General features: G+C 64.6%; 21 protein-coding genes. 13 read left to right on the plus strand and 8 right to left on the minus strand.

Features of this window, described 5'->3' with window-relative positions; all coding sequences use genetic code 11:
* Positions 1–128: 128 nt before the first annotated feature.
* Together rpsI and rplM are read right to left on the minus strand one after the other, a co-directional pair.
* Entirely contained in the window at positions 129–515 is a 387-nt protein-coding gene (gene rpsI, locus IPM18_08750; protein ID MBK9119674.1) for a 30S ribosomal protein S9, read from the minus strand.
* Between the two features lie 129 nt (positions 516–644).
* Complete coding sequence (rplM, locus tag IPM18_08755; protein MBK9119675.1) at positions 645–1,088, minus strand: 50S ribosomal protein L13; 444 nt, start codon at positions 1,086–1,088, stop codon at positions 645–647.
* Between the two features lie 213 nt (positions 1,089–1,301).
* Here rplM and IPM18_08760 point away from each other — a divergent pair, with 213 nt between their 5' ends.
* The 4 genes from IPM18_08760 to IPM18_08775 all read left to right on the plus strand — a co-directional run bounded on the left by IPM18_08760 (position 1,302) and on the right by IPM18_08775 (position 4,470).
* Positions 1,302–1,505, plus strand: a complete 204-nt coding sequence (locus IPM18_08760; GenBank protein ID MBK9119676.1) for a 50S ribosomal protein L35 — start codon at positions 1,302–1,304, stop codon at positions 1,503–1,505.
* 28 nt (positions 1,506–1,533) lie between these two features.
* A complete protein-coding gene (gene rplT, locus IPM18_08765; GenBank protein ID MBK9119677.1) occupies positions 1,534–1,905 on the plus strand; it encodes a 50S ribosomal protein L20 in 372 nt (123 codons plus the stop codon).
* A 108-nt stretch (positions 1,906–2,013) separates the two neighbouring features.
* Positions 2,014–3,213 carry an alpha/beta fold hydrolase gene (locus tag IPM18_08770; GenBank protein ID MBK9119678.1) on the plus strand — a complete coding sequence of 400 codons (1,200 nt, stop codon included), beginning with the start codon at positions 2,014–2,016 and terminating at the stop codon, positions 3,211–3,213.
* Positions 3,214–3,453: 240 nt separating this feature from the next.
* A complete protein-coding gene (locus IPM18_08775; protein ID MBK9119679.1) occupies positions 3,454–4,470 on the plus strand; it encodes a MoxR family ATPase in 1,017 nt (338 codons plus the stop codon).
* Positions 4,471–4,504: 34 nt separating this feature from the next.
* Here IPM18_08775 and IPM18_08780 read toward each other — a convergent pair whose 3' ends face one another.
* Positions 4,505–5,809: a hypothetical protein gene (locus IPM18_08780; protein ID MBK9119680.1), complete on the minus strand. Its 1,305-nt coding sequence runs from the start codon at positions 5,807–5,809 to the stop codon at positions 4,505–4,507.
* A gap of 184 nt (positions 5,810–5,993) precedes the next feature.
* Between IPM18_08780 and IPM18_08785 the strand changes: the two genes are divergently transcribed.
* The gene (locus IPM18_08785; GenBank protein MBK9119681.1) at positions 5,994–6,347 is read left to right on the plus strand and encodes a twin-arginine translocase TatA/TatE family subunit; all 354 of its coding nucleotides are present in this window, start codon (positions 5,994–5,996) and stop codon (positions 6,345–6,347) included.
* A 232-nt stretch (positions 6,348–6,579) separates the two neighbouring features.
* On the opposite strand, the gene IPM18_08790 is transcribed toward IPM18_08785, so the two are convergent.
* Together IPM18_08790 and IPM18_08795 are read right to left on the minus strand one after the other, a co-directional pair.
* Positions 6,580–7,596: a 2-oxoacid:ferredoxin oxidoreductase subunit beta gene (locus tag IPM18_08790; GenBank protein ID MBK9119682.1), complete on the minus strand. Its 1,017-nt coding sequence runs from the start codon at positions 7,594–7,596 to the stop codon at positions 6,580–6,582.
* Complete coding sequence (locus IPM18_08795; GenBank protein MBK9119683.1) at positions 7,593–9,473, minus strand: 2-oxoacid:acceptor oxidoreductase subunit alpha; 1,881 nt, start codon at positions 9,471–9,473, stop codon at positions 7,593–7,595. Before IPM18_08795 ends, IPM18_08790 begins: the two co-directional genes overlap by 4 nt.
* 364 nt (positions 9,474–9,837) lie before the next feature.
* Here IPM18_08795 and IPM18_08800 point away from each other — a divergent pair, with 364 nt between their 5' ends.
* The 4 genes from IPM18_08800 (at position 9,838) to IPM18_08815 (ending at position 13,148) form a co-directional block, all read left to right on the plus strand.
* Positions 9,838–11,001 (plus strand): LL-diaminopimelate aminotransferase, encoded by a 1,164-nt coding sequence (locus IPM18_08800; protein ID MBK9119684.1) that lies wholly within the window; start codon positions 9,838–9,840, stop codon positions 10,999–11,001.
* The gene (folK, locus tag IPM18_08805) at positions 10,995–11,510 is read left to right on the plus strand and encodes a 2-amino-4-hydroxy-6-hydroxymethyldihydropteridine diphosphokinase (GenBank protein MBK9119685.1); all 516 of its coding nucleotides are present in this window, start codon (positions 10,995–10,997) and stop codon (positions 11,508–11,510) included. Before IPM18_08800 ends, folK begins: the two co-directional genes overlap by 7 nt.
* A complete protein-coding gene (locus IPM18_08810; GenBank protein MBK9119686.1) occupies positions 11,470–12,087 on the plus strand; it encodes a flavin reductase family protein in 618 nt (205 codons plus the stop codon). The genes folK and IPM18_08810 overlap by 41 nt, the downstream gene beginning before the upstream one ends.
* 173 nt (positions 12,088–12,260) lie before the next feature.
* Positions 12,261–13,148: a DUF3592 domain-containing protein gene (locus IPM18_08815; GenBank protein ID MBK9119687.1), complete on the plus strand. Its 888-nt coding sequence runs from the start codon at positions 12,261–12,263 to the stop codon at positions 13,146–13,148.
* A 4-nt stretch (positions 13,149–13,152) separates the two neighbouring features.
* On the opposite strand, the gene ybeY is transcribed toward IPM18_08815, so the two are convergent.
* The 3 genes from ybeY to IPM18_08830 are packed head-to-tail and all read right to left on the minus strand — an operon-like array spanning position 13,153 to position 17,001.
* On the minus strand, positions 13,153–13,671 hold the full coding sequence (ybeY, locus tag IPM18_08820; protein ID MBK9119688.1) for an rRNA maturation RNase YbeY: 519 nt from the start codon (positions 13,669–13,671) through the stop codon (positions 13,153–13,155).
* Positions 13,658–15,955: an HDIG domain-containing protein gene (locus IPM18_08825; protein ID MBK9119689.1), complete on the minus strand. Its 2,298-nt coding sequence runs from the start codon at positions 15,953–15,955 to the stop codon at positions 13,658–13,660. Before IPM18_08825 ends, ybeY begins: the two co-directional genes overlap by 14 nt.
* 14 nt (positions 15,956–15,969) lie before the next feature.
* Entirely contained in the window at positions 15,970–17,001 is a 1,032-nt protein-coding gene (locus IPM18_08830) for a PhoH family protein (protein MBK9119690.1), read from the minus strand.
* Positions 17,002–17,281: 280 nt separating this feature from the next.
* On the opposite strand from IPM18_08830, the gene IPM18_08835 reads away from it, so the two are divergent.
* The 4 genes from IPM18_08835 (at position 17,282) to IPM18_08850 (ending at position 20,533) form a co-directional block, all read left to right on the plus strand.
* Positions 17,282–18,157: a hypothetical protein gene (locus IPM18_08835; GenBank protein MBK9119691.1), complete on the plus strand. Its 876-nt coding sequence runs from the start codon at positions 17,282–17,284 to the stop codon at positions 18,155–18,157.
* A gap of 61 nt (positions 18,158–18,218) precedes the next feature.
* Positions 18,219–18,386, plus strand: coding sequence for a hypothetical protein (locus IPM18_08840; protein ID MBK9119692.1), 168 nt, complete (start codon positions 18,219–18,221; stop codon positions 18,384–18,386).
* 132 nt (positions 18,387–18,518) lie between these two features.
* Positions 18,519–19,559 carry a rod shape-determining protein gene (locus IPM18_08845; GenBank protein ID MBK9119693.1) on the plus strand — a complete coding sequence of 347 codons (1,041 nt, stop codon included), beginning with the start codon at positions 18,519–18,521 and terminating at the stop codon, positions 19,557–19,559.
* 68 nt (positions 19,560–19,627) lie between these two features.
* The gene (locus IPM18_08850; protein ID MBK9119694.1) at positions 19,628–20,533 is read left to right on the plus strand and encodes a hypothetical protein; all 906 of its coding nucleotides are present in this window, start codon (positions 19,628–19,630) and stop codon (positions 20,531–20,533) included.
* The last annotated feature ends 62 nt before the right edge of the window (positions 20,534–20,595 follow it).

The raw sequence follows: 20,595 nt of genomic DNA on the forward strand, positions 1-20,595 counted from the left end.
CCAGACACGGATGCTACCGCATCGTCCACTCCCATGCGAACCAGGGCAGGTTCCGGGCAGATATGAAAGAGCCCCACGGGGCTAACCCGCGGGGCTCGTTGCAGCCGGTCGAATGGAATCGTGGTGCGTCAGCGCTTCGAGAACTGGAAGCGGCGGCGGGCCTTGCGCCGGCCGTACTTCTTGCGCTCCACCTCGCGGGCATCGCGCGTCAGGAAGCCGGCATCACGCAGTGATGATTCGAGGTGTGCGTAGGCCTTGACCACCGCGCGAGCCAGGCCCAGGCGCACGGCACCCGCCTGCCCCGTGTGCCCGCCACCGTTGGCGTTGACCAGTACGTCCCAGTTCCGGCGGGCGCCGGTCAGATCCAGCGGGGCAACCGCGTCCGTGCGATCCTGTGGTTCGGTGAAATACTGCTCGACATCGCGGCCATTGACGAGAAATTTTCCGCTCCCCGGTTGCAGGCGGACACGCGCGACGGAAGTCTTGCGGCGGCCGGTGCCGAGATGCGTGCCAATCTTGGGCTCGGTTGAGAGGATTTCGGGTTGCGGCTCACCGCCAGCATAGGCCGGGGGAACCAGCGTGGTGCCTGGGGTGGCAGTCGGGGGCGAATACGGAGCGTCGGTCACGGTCGGTTCACCTCATGCCTACAGGGGCAGGGGCTCGGGCTGTTGGGCCTGGTGGATGTGCTCGTTCCCGGTGTAGAGCTTCAGCTTCAGAAGCATCCGGCGGGCCAAGGCGTTCTTGGGTAGCATCCGGCGAACGGCTTCCTGCAGGACACGTTCGGGGTGCCGCTGCAGCATGGCCTGCATCGTCGTCTCTTTGAGGCCGCTCGTATGGCCGGAGTAACGCTGATAGACGACCTGTTCCTTCTTGCGTGTCCCGTTGATCCGCACCTTGCCCGCATTGAGGACGATGACATGGTCGCCCGTATCCACATGGGGGGTGTAAGTGGGCTTGTGCTTGCCCATCAGCACCGTGGCAATACGGACCGCCAGCCGGCCAAGTACTTGGTCCGTGGCGTCCACGACGAACCACTTGCGGTCGATATCACTGGCCTTGGCCTGGTAACACTTGTTCGCAGTCTTCATAGTCGCTCTCCCTGCGAGCCGGTTGAGCCGGTCCGCTGGTTGGGAATCCGCCAGTATACGAATCCGAGCCGGGGCGTCAAGGCGGGTTCGGGTGTCTCCTTGGGGGGCTTGGGGCGGTGGACGGGCCGATGCCAGTGACTTCTCCGCCCCCTTGCCGTCGAAATCGGACCGGGCTATACTGCCCGGCTCGATATTCTTTGCAGAGGAACGCCCATGGCCAGGATCAAGGCCAAGCCCCACAAGGGCTTGAAGAAGCGTGTCAAGCTTTCCGCAACGGGTAAGCCGCGGTACAAGAAGTCGTTTGCCGGCCACTTGATGAGCGGAAAGTCGGGACGGCGGCGGCAGCGGCTGCGGCGGGTCGGTGTTCTGACGGGCAAGCTGGCAGAGAACGTCCGCTTGGCGATTAATGGCCAGTAGGCGCGTGCTGCGCTGAGGAGATACAGACATGCCTCGAGTTCGTCCCGGCAGTGCCACCCGGCAACGACGCAAGCGGGTCCTGAAGCGCGCCAAGGGTTTCTGGGGGTCGCGCAGCAAGCTTTTCCGTGTTGCCAAGCAGTACGTGACCAAGGCCGGCCAGTATGCCTTCCGCGACCGGCGCGCCCGCAAGCGTGAGTTCCGGGCACTTTGGATCATCCGCGTGACCGCGGCCTGCGAAGCCCGTGGGATTTCCTACAGCAAGTTCATGGGCGGGCTGAAGCGAGCCAGTGTCGCCCTCAACCGCAAGATGCTGAGCGAGGTCGCGATCGCTGACGCCCACGCCTTCGACCGCCTCGTGGATATTGCGAAAGCCCACTGCGACCAGAACGCGGCGGCCTAAGCCGGGCTCTACTGCCGATACCTAGGTATCGGCGCCTGTACGGGGCCGGACGCCCGCCCAGAGGGGCCGGAGCGGCAGTCTGGTCCTTGACCCGCGACGAGGACGCAGATGACGGCGCAGGCCGCAATCTCGTTCGAGCGCGTCACGACAACCGACGGGGCGGTTCTCACTCTCAAGCGACGGCCATGCCCCGGAGGTGCGCCGGTCCTGTTCGTCCACGGGATTTCCGTGAACGCCGACCTTTGGGACCTGCCCCCGGTCACAACTCGCCACTTTCAGTTCGAGAGTCTCGCCACCCGCCTGGCCCGGCAGGGATATGACGTCTGGTTGCTGAATCTGCGCGGCCACGGGTCCCCGCACATGCTCAGCGCCCCCCCGCCGGGACAGGCCGACTGGTGTGTGGACCACTTCCTCCTCTATGACGTGCCGGCGGCGGTGGCCCACGTGAGTAAAGTTGCCGGGCAGCGCCCGTGGGTCATTGCCAACAGCATGGGCGCGATGAGCACCGTGGGCAGTCTGCTGGGTGCGCGCCTCGTGCGGGGAGTTGATGGCGATCACGGTGAGCGTATCCTGCTCGATGATGAGCTTGCGGCTGTCCGCCAGGGGGACCTTGCCGGACTGGTCACAGTGGAGTTTCCCGCTGTACTGCGGTGGCCGCACAGCTATTTTGACACCGCCGGGCGGTTCCGCTGGGATCGGCTACTGGAGGAACGCTGGCCTGCGCCCGGGGCGTCGAATGTGCTGTTTGAGGTCCTCTCACGGTGGCGCTGGCTGGAGCTATCCTTGGCAGCGGCCGGGCAGGTGCCGACCGGATGGTTCCGCCCGAACGGCCCGCCCTGGTGGGGGCAGGCGCCCGCTCCGGTGGCTGTCCCCGCAGAATGGATGGCCATGCGGCTGACACAATTCGTGCTGAATGTGGCTGGACTCTTTACCGGTGCGACGCAACACCGGGCGGAGGTGTTCCTGCGCGGCAGGCGGTTTGTAACCGACCACATGAAAGCCGGTGTGCTGAGGCAATTGGCGAAGTGTGTGCGTCTGAGAACGTTCTGCAGTGCATTGGGTGCACCGGATTGCGTCTACGCCGACCACTACGATCGAATTGTGTTGCCGGTGCTGACGCTCGCGGGCGGCCGAGACCGCATCGCAAACGCGGCTAGTATGCGCGTCGCGTTCTTCGACCGCGTCAGCTCGCGGGACAAGACCTGGCGGCAGTTCGAGGAATTCGCGCACGGAGAATTTGAAGCGGCGCCGGAGGCCTGTACGCAGGTCTACCCGGTGATCGAGCAATGGCTCGCGGCGCGGAAGTAGGGGCTTGAATGGATGGAAGCAGGCGGTGCCGGGGCGCAGGGAGAAGTTGTCGCGTGCCTCACCATTCCGCCTGCCTGACTTGCGGCTGCCGGCCTGTGACCGGCAGAGGGCAACCGATCCTCCCCGGCGTCGATCCGAGCGCTGTGCGGGCTGGAGATTCGCCCTTACAATCCGGTTACAGGGCGGGCAGCGACCCGCGATCATTGCAAAGCGCGGCAATGTGCCGGTGGAGATGTGGCCATGGCGGCGGGCGAACTACAGGTTGAACAGGCGGTCGCGAACTTTCGCGCGGAGTTCAGCAAGTTGCGGGCGGAGATCGGCAAGATGATCGTCGGGCACGACGACATCGTGGAGGGTGTGCTGGTCGCGCTCTTCGCCGGGGGCCACGTTCTGCTCGAAGGCGTGCCGGGGTTGGGCAAGACACTGCTCATCCGGACGTTGTCGGAAGCCCTCAGTCTCGATTTTTCGCGCGTCCAGTTCACGCCTGACCTGATGCCCGCGGACATCATCGGCACCAACATCATCAACGAAGATCCGCAGACGGGTCGGCGGCAGTTTGAGTTCCAGCGCGGTCCGCTGTTCGCGCAAATGGTGCTCGCCGACGAGATCAACCGCGCAACGCCCAAGACCCAGTCGGCCCTGCTGGAGGCCATGCAGGAGCACGGGATTACGTCCGGTGGTGTGCGCTACAAGCTGGTCGAGCCCTTCTTTGTCATGGCAACCCAGAACCCGATCGAGCAGGAGGGCACCTACCCGCTGCCCGAGGCCCAGCTTGACCGGTTCTTCTTTAAGCTCGTGGTTGGCTATTCGTCGCGTGACGAGCTCAAGACGATTCTCGATCGCACGACATCGGGCTACCGCGCCGATATCCAGCCGGTCATGAGCGGTGCACAGATCGTCGCCGGGCAGGAGCTGTGCAAGCGCGTTGTGATCGCACCGCATGTGCAGGACTATGGCATCCGGCTTGTGCTGGCGACGCACCCGAACGGGGCCTTTGCACCCCCGGTCGTCAACAAGTATGTTCGCTGGGGGTCGAGCCCGCGCGGCGCACAGGCCATCACGCTGGCCGCGAAAATCTACGCGATGCTAGACGGCCGCTACAACGTCAGCTTCGATGATGTCCGGAAAGCGGCTGTGCCCGCGCTGCGACATCGCTTGCTGCTCAATTTTGAGGGCGAAGCCGAGGGGCTCAGCACTGACTTCGTCCTGAACGAAATCCTCGCAGCGTTGCCCACGGCGGCGGAGAAGGCAGCGTAGAGGGCGTCCGCGTGGCACACCGCCTGCTTGCCGGTCAGCGAGGAGGAGTGCGGCGCAGGTCCGGATTCTCGCGCGCCTGGCGCTGGAACATGGCGTGTGCCAGCACGGCCAAGGTAACGGGGATCAACAGCGCGTAGTAACCCAGCCACATTGCCAGCGGGAAGCTGATGAGTGGGATGCACAGTCCCCGCAAGCCGGTCAGTGCAATGTGAATGCCCATGTACAACTCGGACTGGTGCGGCCGGGCGAAGTACAGGTGTCCGATGTTCCAGCCAATGGTGCCACCGGCGGCCCCGAGGCCGTTGAAGATACGTCCGATGATCAGCAGCGGGACAACAAAGCTGAGGGCGTCGAGGCCGAAGACCTGCAGGACCAGCATGCCGGCCGCGATGCACGCATACGAAGTCACCCAGCAGGCGCTGTTATGAACGCGGAAGCGCAGGATATTCACCCGGTCGAAGTAGCGCGCCCAGAAGCCCACCGAGAACAGGACGACAATCGACGGAATCAAGTGCAGAATCGCCTGCGAAAGGATGTAACTCGTCTGCACATCCTTTGTCAGGGCGTTCACCAGGATGGGGTCCGTGAAGAAGTTCGCCGAACCGAGCAGGAACTGTGCCAGCATGTAGCGAGCATAAAGCCGGTCCGTGCGCAGGATCGTGACGGCTTCGCCCAAGCCGCTAAGCCAGCTTGCGGGCCGGTGAGCCGCACCCGCCGCCGAGACCGCGGTGCGATGTGCCGCAAAGTCGCGCAATGCGGCACGCTCCCCGCGGACCCGCATCCGAGCCAGCGGAATCAGCGAGAGTAGGCCGATCGCGCAGACAGCCGGATACACGAACCGGTACGCGTCGGGGGACTGCTCGTAGGTCAGCCCGATCACGGTGGTCGTCAGCGCAATGGCGATGAGCTGGGCCATCTGCAACCGGCCGGCAATACGGCCACGGTGCGTGGCGGGGTAGTTCAGGTTCCATAGGGAGGTGCGGAGGGTCACGATGCCGCAGAGGAACAGGTGGGCCAGCCCGATCTGAGCGGCGAAGACCCACGCACCCCAGGGTTTCCAGGTGGCCGAGGTGAGACCGATCGAACCCAGGACCACCGCGGTGCAGAAGATGAGTGTGCGGAAGAGCGGCTTACGCGGACGGCTGCGGATGAACGATGCCCACAGCACACTAAAGAGGTTCATCACGATGGGAAGCTGCCAGATGAGTGTCGTCTGGAGCTTGTTGGCCTCAAACGTCTTGGAGGCGACGATCGCAACCATCGCGCTCTCCGCCGAGCCGCGCACAATTCCCCAAAGCATGGTTTGGTAGCGCTCGGCTGCATAAGTCGGGCGTGCCATGACCGGCAGGTCGTCGGTGCGAAGGAATTCGAAGAGTCGGCGGATCATTGTGTAGGGGGGTATGGTAGCGACATTACCGCCAGGCGCGGTGAGCTTGTTTTGACAGGGGACCCCGGGAGCGGGATAATCCCAATGGGGATGCGCGGATCCGTGTGGCTGTCTGCACGGAGACCAGCCGCCGTCTGTGAAGGCGGCACAGTACCGCCCTGAGGGCGCCGTGATGGGAAGTTTCAGTCCGATCCACTGGATCGTGATCGGGATCGTCGCGCTGTTGTTGTTCGGTAATCGCCTGCCTGAGGTGGCGCGCTCGATGGGGCGCGCGTTCAAGGAGTTCAAGCGTGGCCTGAGCGATGTCTCGGGCGAGTTTTCGCGCGACGACGACGAGAAGGACGGCAAGGACGAACGCAATCGTCGGCGTGACGAGCTTGACCATGACCGCGAGGAGCGCGGTCGGATTTCAGACCGCGATGCGCCGCGAGACCGCGACGATGCTAAGGTCAGCTCGCGCCGCGACGATGATGAGGAGACCCGGCGCTAGGGTTCTGCCGCCGGGGGTATGCGCCAAAGCGTGGGGTTCTCTGCCGGGTGGAGCACGTGAAGCCGGCGCCCGGATAACGCCCGGTTTCCTACGCTGCTTCCAATCAGGATGGGGGATAAGGCGCGATTTAGGTTACAGGCCGCCGCGAAAGCCGAGTCAGGTCGTTGCAACCGCCGTTCGGGCCGCACCGACTGGCTCACTTTCGATCTTGTCCGGATTCTGCCGTGGGCCGTTATGCCACGTCCCAGGTTTCGCCGGCGCGGAAAAGCGCCTGAAGGTTCCCAGTACCCTGCTGGTCCCGCGCGGCGGCGAGCTGGCCCATCAGCAGATCTTCATACACCGGCTTTTCCATGGCCCGGAAGACCCCGAGCGGCTCGGGAAACTCCGGGTGCGTGAGCCGTGCCAGCATGAAGGCCGTCGAAGGGTCGTGTGTGCGCTCGTCGTGAATGATGAGATCATCCGGCGACACCTTGGCGAGTTCAACGATTTCCGGCTCGTCGCCGTTGAAGCGCAACCCCTTGTCCCGGTTGTTTCCGAAGATGAGCGGTTTGCCGTGCTCGAGGTACACGATGTGCTCGTGCTTCGTCTGGCGATCCGTGGCCCAACTGTAGCAGTCGTTGTTGTACACCGTGCAGTTTTGGTAGACCTCGACGAAGGCGGTGCCCTGGTGTGCGGCCGCCCGGGCGAGCACGTACTGCAGGTGCTCCAGGTCGGTGTCCACGGCGCGTGCGGCGAAGGTGATTTCCGCCCCGATCGCTACGGAGATCGGATGAATCGGGTGGTCGATCGAGCCGGCCGGTGACGACTTCGTGCGTGTGCCGAAGTCGCTCGTGGGTGAGTACTGGCCCTTGGTCAGGCCGTAGATCCGGTTGTTGAACATGATGATCTTCAGGCCGATGTTCCGCCGAACGGCGTGCAAGAAGTGGTTCCCGCCGATGCTGAGGGCATCACCGTCGCCCGTCACAACCCAGACATCCAGCCCGGGGTTCGCACATTTTACGCCGGATGCAATGGCCGGCGCACGGCCGTGGATGCTGTGAAAGCCGTAGGTATCCATGTAGTACGGAAACCGGCTTGAACAACCGATGCCGGAAACGAACACCGTGTGGTCGCGATCGGTACGCTGCCCGGCGAGGACCTTTTGAAGCTGCACCAGGATCGAGTGGTCGCCGCAGCCGGCGCACCACTTAACCTGCTGGTCGGTTTTGAAGTCTTTGAACGTGAGGGTGGAATCCGGGGTCGTACTCACGATGCCTGACCTCCGAGCAGGGCGTCGAGATGCTCGCGAATATCACTCACACGGAACGGTCGTCCTTGCACCTTATGCAGGCCGAGCGTGTCCACGAGGAAGTTGCCGCGCAGCAGGAACTCGAGCTGGCCCATGTTGAGTTCACAAACGAGGATGCGCCGAAACCGCTTCAACAGAGTGCCAAGGTTCTGCGGGAAGGGGTGCAGCCAGCGGATGTGCGCATGCGACACGACCTGTCCGTCCTCACGCGCCCGTTCCACCGCGGTCCGCACCGCGCCGAATGTCCCCCCCCACGAGACGACCAGCAAATCGCCTTCCGGTTCGCCGTACACCTCCTGGTCGGGCACGTCGCGGACGATGCCCGCGATTTTCCGCGCCCGGTGCAGCGTCATCCGCTGGTGGTTCTCCGGAACATAGCACACGTTCCCGGTGACATCCTCTTTTTCAAGCCCACCGATGCGGTGGCGGAGGTTCGGGGTCCCGGGAATCGCCCAGGGTCGCGCGCCGACCTCGTTGCGCTGGAACGGTTTGAAGGTCAGAGGGTCGGTCGCGTGCTGGATGGGAATGGGCGTCAACTCGGCCGGCGCGGGGATGCGCCACGGTTCCGAGCCCTGTGCCAGGTAGCCATCGGTCAGCAGAACCACCGGCGTCATGTACTTCACGGCGATGCGGGCCGCCTCGATCGTGGCCCAGAAGCAGTCCGCCGGCGATTGCGCCGCAAGCACTGGTAACGGGCAGTCGCCATTGCGGCCCAGGATGGCCTGCCACAGGTCGGACTGCTCCGTCTTGGTCGGCAGGCCCGTGCTCGGCCCGCCGCGCTGCACGTTGACGATCAGCATCGGCAGTTCGGTCATGACCCCCAGGCCGATCGCCTCCTGCTTCAGTGCCATGCCCGGGCCACTTGTGCCCGTCACCGCCAGCGCGCCCGCAAACGCAGCGCCCACCACAGCGCACATCGCGGCGATTTCGTCCTCGGCCTGAAAGACCCGCACGTCAAACGTCTTCATTCCCGACAGCTCGTGCAGAATCTCGCTGGCCGGGGTGATCGGGTAGCTCCCGTAGAACACGGGCTTCCCGGCCAGTTCGCCGGCCGTCACGATCCCCAACGCTGTCGCCTGGTTCCCCGTGATGTTACGGTAGGTGCCGGGCTCGAGCTGCGCCGGCCGCACTCGAAAGCGCTCACCGAAGATTTCCGTCGTTTCGCCAAAGTTGTAGCCCGCCTCGAGCGCCAGCCGGTTGGCGGCTGCGACTGCCGGGGCTTTGCCGAATTTGGCATTGATCCAGCGAATCGTCGGTTCGAGCTGCCGTTCAAACAGCCAGAACAGCACGCCGAGTGCGTAGAAGTTCTTGCAGCGCCCCGCGTCGCGTTGACCCAGGCCCGTCTCGCGCACGGCCCCAAGCGTCTGCGTCGTAACGGGAATCTTGTAGAGCTGGTAATTTCGGAACGCGTCCGTCTCCAGCGGGTTCCCATCGTACTGGGCGCGCTGCAGGTTGGCCGGCGTGAACTCATCCTCGTTCACAATCAACACGCCGCCCTCAACCAGGTCCGGCAGATTCACCTTCAGCGCGGCCGGGTTCATCGCCACGAGCACGTCCACCCGGTCGCCAGGAGTGAAGATCCGCCGGCTGGCAAAATTGATTTGAAACCCGGAAACCCCCGCCAACGTCCCCATTGGTGCGCGGATTTCCGCCGGAAAATCCGGGAACGTGGCAATGTCATTGCCGAACATCGCGGAAGTCGCCGTGAACTGGCTGCCCGCGAGCTGCATGCCGTCCCCGGAATCACCGGCGAAGCGGACCGCGGCCTGCGCCAATTCGCGAATCGGTGTGGCGCGTGGTGGATCGGAATGGACGTCGGTACCTGTTGCAGTGCCCATCGGACCCCTCAACTTGAAAAAGAAATAACTGCCGCGCAAGCAGCACACAGACGCGTCGGCGTCAAGAAGCTGGAGACCGTGGTGTCGTGGAAAATGTTCACCTTATGTGCCGCGCGGGTGCAGATGCGAGACGGTTCCACAGAAATCTTATCGTACCGCGCGGGGCACCGAGCTACCACCCCCGTGCAGCGAAACCCGCGTGCAGGGCGCAACTTAGGTGTCATCAGTCTGCGTTGAGACGCGCCCGACGGTGTGCCCCGAAAGCGATCTCGGACCGTGGCGGCTTGTCAGTCCCCTACATGGGCCGTATCTTCACGAGTGCGGCGGAGGGGGTCGCCGCCTGGGCGAGAGTGAGTTCAATCCGATGCGTACCAGCGCGCGTTTACGACGCCTGCCGCCCTATTTGTTTGCCGAAATTGACCGGCAGAAACGCGCTGCGCGGGATGCCGGGCGCGACATCATTGATTTCGGTGTGGGTGACCCCGACCTCCCGACCCCTGACTACATTGTCGCGCGGCTCCGTGCCGCCGCCGGCCGCCCCGAGAATCAGCGCTATCCGCAAGGCACAGGGAGTCGCTCATTCCGCCGGGCCATGGCGGCTTTTCTCCAGCGACGTTACGGCGTCACGGTCGATCCCGAACAGCAAGTGCTGGCCCTGATTGGCAGCAAGGAGGGCATCGGTCACCTGCCGCTGGCCCTGCTCGACCCCGGGGATGTGGCTCTGATCCCGTGCCCCGCCTACCCGGTGTATCGCTCCGGGACGATCTTCGCGGGTGCGGAGCCGTTTACCCTTGAGCTGCGCGAGGACCGCGGCTTCCTGCCGGATCTCAAGGGGATCCCCGCGGAAGTGCTGCAGCGTGCCCGGCTGCTCTTCATCAATTACCCGAACAACCCGACCGGCGCCACTGCACCTTTGTCGTTTTATGAAGAGGCGGTTGCGTTTGCCCGGCAGCACGACCTGATCGTCGCCCAGGACGCCGCCTACAACGACATGTACTTCGGCGACCACGCGCCGCACAGCATCCTTGAGATTCCCGGTGCGGCTGAGGTCGCCGTTGAGTTCCACTCCGCGTCGAAGTCATTCAACATGACTGGCTGGCGCATCGGTTTCGCCGCCGGTCGAGCCGACGTCCTCGCCGCACTCGCCGCGATCAAGGCCAATCTTGACAGCGGGGCTTTCACGGCCGTGCAGGAAGCGGCCGAAGAGGCCTACACACAATACGACCATGCCGAAATCGTGCAGCTCCGCGAGGTCTACCGCGCGCGCGTGGCAACGTTGTGCGGACCGCTGCGGGAGATGGGCTTCGGAGTGCGGGTCCCACAGGCGACGTTCTACGTCTGGGCGCGCGTTCCCGCGGGGCTGGACTCGATGACGGTGTGCCGCCGGCTGCTCGCAGAGGCCGATGTGGTCTGCGTACCCGGCGTCGGTTTCGGGGCGGCGGGGGAGGGTTACGTGCGTTTTGCACTGAGTGTCTCGGCCGAACGCATCGCCGAAGCGGTGCGCCGCATGGGAGCGATCCGATGGTAGACGACCGCGGCGTATTCATCGCCCTGGGTTCGAACCTGGGAGACCGGGAGCGGCATCTGCGCGAGGCGCTCGTCGAGCTTGTCGCAGAAGGCGACATTCGCGTGGTGGCCTGTTCGGGATTGCACGAGTCACCTGCCGTGGGCGGGCCGCCCGGCCAACCGCCCTACCTTAATGCGGTGGCTGAGCTGGCAACCGACCTTCCCCCCCGCGTGCTCCTCTACCGCTTGCAGTCGATCGAATTGCAGCACGGCCGTCAACGTCAAGTGCGCAATGGCCCGCGGACACTCGACCTGGACCTGCTACTCTACCGCGATCTTGTCGTCGAAGAGCAGGACCTGCAGGTGCCCCACCCGCGCATGTGGCAGCGCCGCTTCGTCATGGAACCGCTGGCCGAAGTGTGCGACCTGGCGCGGCTGGTCGCAGCCCGGCGGCTGCGGCCGTTGCCAACTGCCCAGGAGTCACTCCGGGATGTACATCGACATCGCAGCGGCGCAGAAGTCGTGGCGTGACGTCTATCGGCTCTGCATCGGCTTCATCAACCCGCGCCCCATCGCCCTCGTATCATCGGTTTCACCCGCCGGTGTCGCGAACCTTGCGCCTTACAGCTTCTACAACATGGTTTCCTCGAATCCGCCGGTGGTCATCTTCTGCCCCACCACGCGACGCGACGGCGGGGCCAAGGACACACTCTCCAACGTGCAGGCGACGGGTGAGTTTGTCATCGCCACCGCCACGGCGGCCATCGCGAAGGCGATGAACAAATGTGCGGCCGAAGTGCCGAGCACGCGGAGTGAATTCGATTTCTGCGGCTTGACCCCGGTTCCGGCACGAACGGTGCGCGCCCCGCTCGTGGCCGAGTCCCCGGTGAATCTCGAATGCACGCTGCGGCAAATCGTATCCACCGGGACGGGCCCCGGCAGTGGCAATGTGGTCTTCGGCGATATCCGCGCGCTCCATGTTGCCGACGAGATCCTCGACGACGAGGGCATCCCTGATCCGCGCAAGCTCACGACGGTGGGGCGCCTGGGTGGGGCCTGGTACTGTGACGTGACCACCCCGTATGAGATGAAGATTCCGACCGTCTGATGCCCCGACACGGCCGGCGGCGGGTGGGAGGGGATGAGACGCTGCGGAAAAATGGCTGCCAACCGGCCCTGCTACCGACGCCGGGTCGAAACGCTTCGTGCGGTCGGGGCCATGGTCCATCCGATACACCCTAATGCATGTACCCGTGAGGTGCCGACGCGGAGAAACAGCCCATGCAAGAGCTGGCCCCCCATGCAAACTTCGCCGTGGCTCCGCGGGACGTTCCTGGGGGGCTGTGCATTCGATGGTTATTCGGTGGAGCGGGACTGTTCGGATGGGCTTTTCTCACTCTAGGTTCGGTCGGGGCGTGGGTCTTCCTGCCAAATTCCGACCAGGGCTGGCTGACCATGCGCGGTCCGAAGGCCACCGTAGCGGGGGTCGTGACTGACGCGGAGGAGACCCAGTTTTCCATCGGTGGAAGTGAACACCACCGCGGCACGCCGGTATACCGTACTGAGTTTACCTATAGTGTCGATGGGGAGAGCTACAACGGTGTCAGCTTTCAAACCGGTTCATGTGGGCGGGAGCCCGGCCAGTCCGTCCAGGTTGAGTACCTGCAAGCCCGCCCTGACAGAGCGCGGGTGGTCGGAATGCGCGCGGCGCCGATGCCCCCCTACTTGCTCTGGGTATTGATTTTTCCGCTGATCGGCGGTGGCCTGGCGTTCTACCAGTGGCGCAGCGGCTTGCGCACGATTGCGCTGCTGAGGCACGGTCATGTCGCACTCGGCACCCGGCTCAGCACCCACCGGACGAACGTGCAGATCAACGACCAGACCTTGTATCGCGTGCGTTTCTCCTTCCAGGCGGAGTCTGGCCAGAGGCACGAAACGGAAGTACGAACGTTGAATCCCCAGGCGCTTGAGGACGATGCGGCGGAACTGCTGCTGTACGACCCGGTCAAGCCTGAGCGGGCCGTCGCCGTTGACAACCTGCCCGGTCACGTACGAACCGACGAGTACGGCCAAATTTGCGCCCCGGGAATGGGCGTGTGGCTGTTCCTGTTGCCGCCGTTGTTGGCGATCGTGGTGAATGGGGTCGCGGCGCGGCTGGTATTGCTGTGAGGAGTTACCGCACCGTGCGGCTGCACCGCGCGAATACCGCTCCCAGCCCCAGTTCTCCCAACAGTTCATCCTCACGCGCGTGCATGGCCGCATAGTCCTGCGGGGACTGGTCGTCATAACCCGCGAGGTGCAGGACACCATGCACGACGTACAGCGTCAACTCGGCCGCCACGGCCTGCGCAGTGCGCTGGGCCGCGGGCACCGCCCGGGCAGCGACATCACGGCAGACCACGACCTCGCCATCCAACACACCGCGCTGTCGATCGGTTCCCAGGTCGAAGGTGATTACGTCGGTCGGTCCCGGCAGTCCGAGGAACCGCGCGTGCAGGGTTGCCATGGCCCGCGCGCCGACCACCGCGATCGAGAGTTCTCCGCTGCAAAAGCCCTCCGCGTTGGCCACATGCCGCGCGGCGCGTTGCAGCAGCGCGACACCCCGCGCCGGGCGACGCAAACGCCAGGCGACCGCCACGGCGAGCTTACGTCCACCGCCCTCTTCCGACCCGCTGGCTTCAACTCGTCGCACGGGCTTCCGTCGCTTTCCGCTCCTCCTTCGGCCCACTGGGATAGCGCACGCGCCCGTGGTACACGCTGCTGAGCGTCTTGACGAGCGAGGCGCGAATGACCGCCAGCTCGCGGAAGGTCAGATCGCACTCATCGAATTGTCCGTCGACCATGCGTTTCTGGATCATGCGATCGACCACGTCCTCAATCCGGTGCGGTGTCGGTTCCGACATGGCCCGCACAGCTCCTTCAACCGTATCGCACATCATGACAATCGCCGTCTCCTTCGTCTGCGGTTTGGGGCCCGGGTACCGGAACTGCGACTCGGGAATCTCCGCGTCGCCTGGCCGGCGCGCCTGGTTGGCGGCGTGGAAGAAATACTCGACGACGCAGGTGCCGTGATGCTCGGGAATGAATGGCCGCAGTGCTGCGGGCAGGCCGTATTCCTTGGCCATTTCCACCCCGTCCTTGACGTGCGCGATGATGACGAGATGGCTCATCGCGGGGGAAAGGCGCTCGTGGCGGTTGTCGCACCCGAGGGCCTGATTCTCGACAAAATACTCCGGCTTGTTGATTTTGCCGATGTCGTGATAGTAAGACCCGGTCCGCGCCAGCAGGCCATCCGCACCGATCGCGTCGGCTGCGGCACCTGCCAGTGTCCCCACCAGCAGACTATGGTTGTAGGTGCCGGGGGACTCCGCAGCCAGCATGCGCAGCAGTGGCCGGTTCGGGTCGCACCACTCCAACAGTGTCATGCTGGTTGTCACACCAAAGAACTGCTCGATCAGGGGCAGCGTCCCCTCGACCAGGAAGGTTGCAACGAGCGTGGCGACCACCGCCCAGAGCACGCGTGTCTCAAGGATGAACTGTAATTCCTGATTCCCCATGAGCCCATCGAGGAAGGTCAACAGTCCAACCAGCACGGCCGCGATACCACCCACCATGACGATGCGTCCGCGGCTGCGAATCTCGCGCAGGCCGAGAAAAAGCACGATCGACAGGACGACAAGGGTGGCAAGGAAGGTGGCATCCTGCCCGGCGGCCAAGGCGATCAGCAACGCCATCAGGCCGGTTGTCGCATAGGCGGGGCCACGCCGTGACACGACCGCCAGCAGGGTGACCGCGAGCGCGTGCAGACCGATCGTTGCGTGGGGGTAGGGCGTGTAGAGCACCGTGGCCCGCACCAGGCCGAGAATCAGGAGCAGGGCGGCGGCCATCACCAGCCGCCGAAGAGGCGGCCCGAGGGACTTGCGGTGCACGACGAAGATGTAGCCACCGAGTCCGAACACGAGCACGAAAGCAACCGCGCCGCGCGCGAACGCGGCGAGCCGGTGTGCCCGATCGAAAGCCGGGTCCACATCCCGCCGGGCAAGGTATTGCCGCTGTTCTTCGCGGAGCACCAGCAGTTCATCGGCCGAGATGGTGCCCGCATCGGCCAGAGTCGCCCCGGCGGAATACTCCACATATTGGGTGACGACGCGGTCTGCTGCCGCCTGCGCCTCGCGGGTTGAACGGGCAAAGTCGTAGCGGTAGAGGGGCTTGGCGGTGGTCGCGACGGGGGTGCGCAGCATGGTGCGGAGCGAAGCAACCATCGCCGGCCGCAGGGCCTCGGGAAACGCATGGGCGGCTTCGCCGATGACCGTGACGACGTGCTCCGGGTTGTTGCTGAAGAGCAGCCGCGTGATCGGTATCGCACGTTCAACCTGCTGCTGCGGATCTACGAGAATGGCGTTGATCGCGATGCCGCGGCGGGCGGAGTCATTGGCCTCGACCAGCGGTTGGCGCATCAGCAGTTCGATCGCCCGGTCCACGGCATGGGCGAAGCGGCGATCTTCCGGGTCGGCCGCGAATTGCAGTAACTCGGCGGCACCAGCCGGGTCGAGCACCAGGTCCAGCGCCGCGGCCTGTTCGATGAGTCGGGCGGTGTCACCGGCGCTTTCCCGGGCAAGGCGAATCGCACTGCTCAATCGACCGGCCAGATCCCGCAGCAACGTGGCGTCGAGGGTGTAGTAGTCCTCGGTCCGGTCCCGGGCCCGCATGCGTTCGACCTGCGTGGCGCGCTCATCCTCGATGCGGAAGGCGACGCGCGCGGTGATCGCGCGCGGTGCCCGTTCGCCGACCTGCAGGAGGAGCGGGGGGGCGCCGGCATTGACGATAATGGCCGCGCAGGTAGCACAGAGCAGCAGGTAGGCCAACGGCGGGACGTGCAGGTGCTCGGAGACGCGATGATACCACGTCAAACGGCGCTCGGCCTTGGAGCGCCGGATTTCCTTCTGCCGCGCGGTTTGTCGTGCGAATAGACGCATGCCAGGAGAGCTCTTTACGGTTTGTCGGCCGGCAACGGTACGGGGCTTGCTTCACTCTCTGGGGGGTGTGGGAGTTGCTCCGCTTCGGCGTCGGCCGGACGCAGCCGCGGACCACCGGCACGATCCGAATAACGGGCGACGATGCGCTGCACGAGTCGGTGGCGGACGATGTCCAGTTCCGTGAGCCGCAGAATCTCGACCCCCGGTACGCCCCGCAGGCGACGAACCGCGTCGATCAGGCCTGACGGCTGGTTGGGCTCGAGGTCAATCTGGCTGTCGTCGCCGGTCACAATCATGCGGCTGTGGTGGCCCAGGCGCGTCAGGAACATCAGCATCTGCGATGGGGTCGCGTTCTGGGCCTCATCGAGGATGATGATGGCACTATTGAGCGTTCGGCCGCGCATATAAGCAAGCGGAATGACTTCGATGATGTCGTTGACCATGAATCGCTTGAGCTGGTCGAAGGTCATCATGTCATGCATTGCGTCGAAGAGCGGTCGAAGATACGGGTTGACCTTCTGCTGGAGGTCCCCAGGCAGGTAGCCGAGCTTCTCGCCGGCCTCCACCGCGGGGCGCACCAGGACGATTCGCTTGGCATCACCACGTTTGAGCTGGTGGACGGCCAAAGCGACGGCGAGGTAGGTCTTGCCGGTCCCTGCCGGCCCGAGGCAGACAACCAGGTCGTTGGCGAGCATGGCCTGGATGTAGTGCCGCTGCCCGTCGGTTTTGGGGGCGATGGTCACGTCCCGGGAGAAAACGGTGATGACGTTGGGATCGCGGCGTCCTTCACGCTCATCGACCTCGGCCAGGGCGCTCAGGACCGATTCGTCGTCGAGGTCGCTGCGATTCCGCAACAGCTCCTGAAGCCGTTCGAGAACCGCGGCGGCCCGGGCCACTTCCGGCGGTTCACCGAGGATGCGGACGGTGGCGCTGCGGGCCTGTAGCTTGACCCCCAGGGTGTCGCGGATTTGCCGCAGGTGTCGGTCGCCCGGCCCGAAGAGCTCGGCCCGCCGGTGCGGCTGGTGCAGCGTGATGGTCAACTCCATGGCGTGGTAGCGTATTCGCCCTGGGGCTGTTTTGCCAACTTCGGCCCCAGCGCGGTCATGCGAGCGGCCGAGCGGAGACCCCCGCCGCGCTCCAGGCGTGGGGTGGTACTCCGGAGGGTCAGGGTGTTCCGCGCACGTTTTACTTGCGCGCGGTTGAAATGGAGGCGCATCGTCGTACAATCCGGCCGGCCTGCCCGGGCCGCGGTACGGCTGGCGAAGCCGACGCGGGCCGGTTCCAGCGGGAATGGCCGCCACCCGCCGCCAGCGGAAGGAGTAGCGCGTGAGTACGTTGACGAAGGTCATGGTCGTCCTGAACGCGGTTGTCGCGATCGCTCTCAGCAGCTTGGTCATTGCGAGCGCCGCCCGCTGGACCAACACGCAGCAGACGATCGAGCACTACCAGACGCTGTACGCGGCCGAGATGGCCGACAAGCTTGCGCTGCAGGGGAGTATGGCGGCACTGCTCGCGATTCAGAATGATGACAACCGGGTCCTGCGAAACCAATTGTCGCAGCACGAAACCGCTGCCAACGCGAATGCCGAGCAGACCGCGGCACTGCGGATCGAGCTCTCGCGGGCCGTCATCAAAGCAGAGGCAGCCGAAGCCGGCCGGAAGAAGCTCGAGGAAATTCTCGGAGTGCAATCGGTCGAGTTGAGCAACCTGCAATCGCAGAACCGGACCCTGCTCGAACAGAATATCGACCTGCAGACGCGCAATCAGCGGCTGTCGGGTCGCAATCTCGAACTTGCGGGTCAGCTCACGGTCGCGGTGGACGAGAACCGCAATCTGCAGGAGAAGAACTTCGCCTTGAGTCGGGCACTCCAGGAGGCCCAGGACCAGCTCGCGAGCGGGCGCCGGCCGACGCGGGCGGACGAGACCCCCGTGGGTGTCGTGGCCGCGTCGCCACTGGTAGCCGGGCCGATCCGCGGCGAGATCATCAAGATCGACGGCCGGCTTGTGAGCATCAACATCGGCGAAAGTTCCGGGGTGGTTTCCGGCATGGAGTTTCTGGTATACCGCGGTCAGACCTACATCGGCGACATTCGGATCGATACGGTCTGGCCGAAGCAGGCAGGCGCGCAGGTGACGCTCGAGAATACCGGCGAGCAAATCCGGCCGGGTGATACAGTGGTTTTCGGCTGGGATCGCGGCTAAGGGGTACGGCAGGGCCGGCGGTGGCTTTCACCGGCACGACAGATAAGCAGAGGTTTCATTCATGACGAGCATGAACACCGGACCCCGGCCGGCGCGCCCCGTGGGCGAAAGTGACGTCTACACCGGGCTGCTGGTGGTTTCATTTCTGGCGATGCTGGCGGCGACGATTTATGTCGCCTATCGCGCCGCGACTGCACTTGGCGGCCTGCTGCCGCCCGGCGGCGCCTAGCTCGGGTCTGGTGCGGTTCAGTCGGCACGCTGGTCCGCAAGTGGTTCGGCGGGTACGATGCGCGACGCGGTCTGATTGAAGCGTCGTCGACCTCTACTTCCTGCGGAGACAGCGGTGTTCCTGCGCCGGCTGATGGGTTTGTTCAGTCTCGACATGGGGATCGACCTGGGCACCTGCAACACCCTGGTCGCCGTGCGCGGCGAGGGGATCGTACTCAACGAGCCCTCGGTCGTGGCCGTCAAGCGCGGCTCGAACGAGGTGGTGCAAACGCCCGATGGTCCGGCGGTCGGCCTGGCCGCCAAAGCCATGCTGGGGCGTACACCCGGTTCCATCTCTGCGATTCGGCCGCTCAAAGACGGTGTCATTGCCGACTTTGAGATTACCCAGGCGATGCTCAGCTACTTTATCCGCAAGGTGCATGGCAATCGGGGTCTCGCGCACCCGCGTGTCGTGATCGCGGTTCCCTCCGGTATTACCGCCGTGGAGAAGCGCGCGGTCTTGAACTCGGCCGAGCGTGCCGGTGCCCGGCGTGTGTACCTCGTAGACGAACCGATGGCGTCCGGTATCGGGGCCGGCCTGCCGGTACATGAGCCGCGTGCATCCATGATTGTGGACATTGGCGGTGGCACCACCGAGATTGCCGTCCTGAGTCTGTCGGACATTGCGGCCTGTACCTCGCTGCGCGTGGCCGGCGATGATATGGACGAAGCGATCATCAACTATATGAAGCGCACCTATAACCTGATGATTGGGCCGCAGACCGCAGAGAGCATCAAGATTCAGATTGGATCGGCTTCCGCCCTGAGCGAAGAGCTGAAGATCGAGGTGAAGGGGCGCGACATGATCAGCGGCCTCCCGCGCCGCGCGGTACTCACGAGCGAGGAAGTTCGCGAGGCCCTGAAAGAGCCCATTGGACAGATTATCGAGGGGGTGCTGCATACCCTCGAGCAACTCGAGCCCGAGTTGGCCGCTGACCTCGTCGACAACGGAATTTGCGTCGCGGGTGGCGGGGCCCTGCTGCGCGGTCTGGATACCGTCCTGACCAAGGCGTCGGGGCTCGATGTGCGTGTGGCGGATGATCCGCTCTCCTGCGTAGCCCGGGGCACGAGTGCGTGCCTGGAAGACCTCGAAGTTTGGGTCCGGGCACTCGACTCCGACGAGGACGATTACTAGGCCCCGATGGGTTTCGGTCGTGGCCGATCTCGGAATGGGCGAGTTCGCCGGGCGGATGGGTGTACAGGATGTCGCGGCTTTCCAGGTCCGAGACATTTTGGGTCCTGATCGCCGCTTCGGGGGTCAGCGCGTTTGTATTGCCAGGGAGTTGGACGGCGCCCGCCCGGAACCTGGTACAATCACTCACCACGCTCCAGTATCCGTTTTATTACGTCGCGAGTACGTTGCGGGGTTCGCAGATTGAGCTGCCTGAAGGGGAGCACGGTGTCGAAGACCTGGCCCGTCGTGTGGTTGAACTGGAGCGGCAGGTTGCCAATCAAGCGGCACGACTCCGGCAATACGATCGCCTGATAGCGGACCTGACAGGGTTACGGGCCCAGCTTCCGGACCCCCATAGCAGATTGGTTATCGGACGTGTTGTGGGCTACGAGTCTACTGCGACGCGCTCGGTCTTGCAGGTGCAGGTCAGCGATGGTGACGCCGGGAATCTGGTCCGTACCGGCATGTGGGTGGCAGCGGGGCAACTCGTTGAGCCCATCGAGGCGGAACGGATCGGTGGACACACACTAACACAACGGCAGTGGCTGATCGGCCGGGTGCTGGAGGTTCGCGCGCGCGTGGTGACCGTACAGCTCGCGACGGACGTCGGTTTCAAGTCGGTGCAGGTGCGTGGTGCCCGCCTGGTCGGCCCCCCCGAGTCACCCGTGCTGGAGTTGAGCGCGGAAGCGTGTCTCGTCCAGGGGGCGGGGCGTGGGCAAATGATCGCACGGGACGCCTGGGAGGACTATCTTGGGAAGGGTTTCGAGTACATCGTACCTGAACCATCAGGGGAGCTGCCGGTGCCGCTGCTCCTCGGTCGGATCCGCGAGTCGACGCCCGTCGGACGGGGGCAGCACTTCAATCTGACGGTGGAGCCGCTCGGTGCTGCCGATCGGCTCACGCACGTCTTTATCCTGGGGCGGCGGTCAGGATGAGTGGTGGGAGCGGGCCGGCGTCCGCAAACTTTGTGCGGGGCGGGGGCTTGACGCATATCTTA

Source organism: Phycisphaerales bacterium, assembly GCA_016716475.1.
Lineage (GTDB): Bacteria > Planctomycetota > Phycisphaerae > UBA1845 > Fen-1342 > JADJWG01.

Excerpts from the sequence above, each read along its gene's own strand:
- IPM18_08810 (MBK9119686.1), top strand. The coding sequence starts at position 11,470 with ATGTACATCGACATCGCAGCGGCGCAGAAGTCGTGGCGTGACGTCTAT.
- IPM18_08850 (MBK9119694.1), top strand. The coding sequence starts at position 19,628 with ATGTCGCGGCTTTCCAGGTCCGAGACATTTTGGGTCCTGATCGCCGCT.
- IPM18_08825 (MBK9119689.1), bottom strand. The coding sequence starts at position 15,955 with ATGCGTCTATTCGCACGACAAACCGCGCGGCAGAAGGAAATCCGGCGC.
- IPM18_08845 (MBK9119693.1), top strand. The coding sequence starts at position 18,519 with ATGGGTTTGTTCAGTCTCGACATGGGGATCGACCTGGGCACCTGCAAC.
- IPM18_08830 (MBK9119690.1), bottom strand. The coding sequence starts at position 17,001 with ATGGAGTTGACCATCACGCTGCACCAGCCGCACCGGCGGGCCGAGCTC.
- rplM (MBK9119675.1), bottom strand. The coding sequence starts at position 1,088 with ATGAAGACTGCGAACAAGTGTTACCAGGCCAAGGCCAGTGATATCGAC.
- IPM18_08770 (MBK9119678.1), top strand. The coding sequence starts at position 2,014 with ATGACGGCGCAGGCCGCAATCTCGTTCGAGCGCGTCACGACAACCGAC.
- IPM18_08795 (MBK9119683.1), bottom strand. The coding sequence starts at position 9,473 with ATGGGCACTGCAACAGGTACCGACGTCCATTCCGATCCACCACGCGCC.
- IPM18_08775 (MBK9119679.1), top strand. The coding sequence starts at position 3,454 with ATGGCGGCGGGCGAACTACAGGTTGAACAGGCGGTCGCGAACTTTCGC.
- folK (MBK9119685.1), top strand. The coding sequence starts at position 10,995 with ATGGTAGACGACCGCGGCGTATTCATCGCCCTGGGTTCGAACCTGGGA.
- IPM18_08815 (MBK9119687.1), top strand. The coding sequence starts at position 12,261 with ATGCAAGAGCTGGCCCCCCATGCAAACTTCGCCGTGGCTCCGCGGGAC.
- rplT (MBK9119677.1), top strand. The coding sequence starts at position 1,534 with ATGCCTCGAGTTCGTCCCGGCAGTGCCACCCGGCAACGACGCAAGCGG.
- IPM18_08760 (MBK9119676.1), top strand. The coding sequence starts at position 1,302 with ATGGCCAGGATCAAGGCCAAGCCCCACAAGGGCTTGAAGAAGCGTGTC.
- IPM18_08840 (MBK9119692.1), top strand. The coding sequence starts at position 18,219 with ATGACGAGCATGAACACCGGACCCCGGCCGGCGCGCCCCGTGGGCGAA.
- IPM18_08780 (MBK9119680.1), bottom strand. The coding sequence starts at position 5,809 with ATGGCACGCCCGACTTATGCAGCCGAGCGCTACCAAACCATGCTTTGG.
- IPM18_08800 (MBK9119684.1), top strand. The coding sequence starts at position 9,838 with ATGCGTACCAGCGCGCGTTTACGACGCCTGCCGCCCTATTTGTTTGCC.